The 1,087-nt window shown below is 75.7% G+C and carries 2 protein-coding genes; both read right to left on the bottom strand.

The genetic code is table 11. The features are described from left to right. Positions 1-613, bottom strand: a 613-nt coding sequence (locus PROKR_RS00010) for a TetR/AcrR family transcriptional regulator (RefSeq protein ID WP_036958654.1), incomplete at its 3' end; no start/stop codon positions are given. Positions 614-685: 72 nt separating this feature from the next. Continuing rightward, positions 686-1,087: zinc-binding dehydrogenase (locus tag PROKR_RS00005; protein ID WP_036958652.1), on the bottom strand; the 402-nt coding region annotated here is incomplete at its 5' end.

The raw sequence follows: 1,087 nt of genomic DNA, 5'->3' as shown, positions 1-1,087 counted from the left end.
CAGCCCGTCCGCCGTCGGCCCGCCCGCCGTCGATCCCCACCCGCACCAGCTCCGCGACCACCCCGAGCGCGGCCCGGAGCTGGTCGGACGTCAGCGGCCCGATCAGCGCCGACGCCGACAGCAGCCCGATCGTCACGCTGGAGAGCGCGAGCGACACCGCCTCCGGGTCGACGTCGGCGCGCACGTGCCCGGCGGCCCTCAGCTCCTCGATGTGCCCCGTGACCCAGCGGAACCGGGCGCGGTACCGGTCCGGGCCGACGGCGCGCACGTGGTCGCCGAGCACGGCGCGGTCGTCGAGCACGGCGGCGGACATCAGCGGGTCGTCCAGCAGTGCCTCGACCCCGGCGCGGTACAGCGCACTGAGCGGCACCGGGCGCGGCAGGTGTGACGTCAGCGCGTCCACGCGGTCGCCGAGCCGGGCGGTCGAGCGTTGCAGCACGGCGTCGAGCAGCTCGTGCTTGCCCGCGAACTCGCGGTAGACGCCGCCCTTGCTCACGCCCGCGGCGTCGGCCACGGACTGGACGGACATGGCGTCGAAGCCGCGGTCGAGCACGAGGCGCTCGGCGACGTCGAGCAGGGTCTCCCGGCGGTCCGGGATGGTCGGTCTGGGCATGCGCACCTCCGTAGTGACCCAAACTATCGCATGGGTCACTACGGACGGACCGCCACGGAGGAACCGGTGACGTCAGGGCACGAGCACGACCTTGCCGCCGGAGCGCCCGCCGTCGACCAGGGCCTGGGCCCGGGCCGCCTCCGTGAGCGGCAGCACGTGCGCGACCGGCACCGACACCTCGCCGCGGACGACGGCGCCGATCAGGTCGGCGAGTTCCTCGGCCGACGGCTCGGACCGCTCGGTGAACTCGACGCCGAGCCCGTGGGCCGCGTCGTCCGCGAGGGTCAGCACGCGGTCGGTGCTGCCCCGCAGCTCGATGCTGTCCGGGAGGACGCCGCGGCCGGTGGTGTCGAGCACAGCGTCGACGGCGGGGGCGAGCGCCCGGACGCGGCCCACCAGTCCCGGGCCGTAGGTGGTCGGCGTGGCGCCCAGGGCCGCGACCCGGTCCTGGTTGCCGGGCGACGCCGTGCCGAT

Origin of the sequence: Promicromonospora kroppenstedtii DSM 19349 (assembly GCF_000515355.1) — a bacterium.
Taxonomy (GTDB): Bacteria; Actinomycetota; Actinomycetes; order Actinomycetales; family Cellulomonadaceae; genus Promicromonospora; species Promicromonospora kroppenstedtii.
This window is presented reverse-complemented; position numbering and strand designations above follow the sequence as displayed.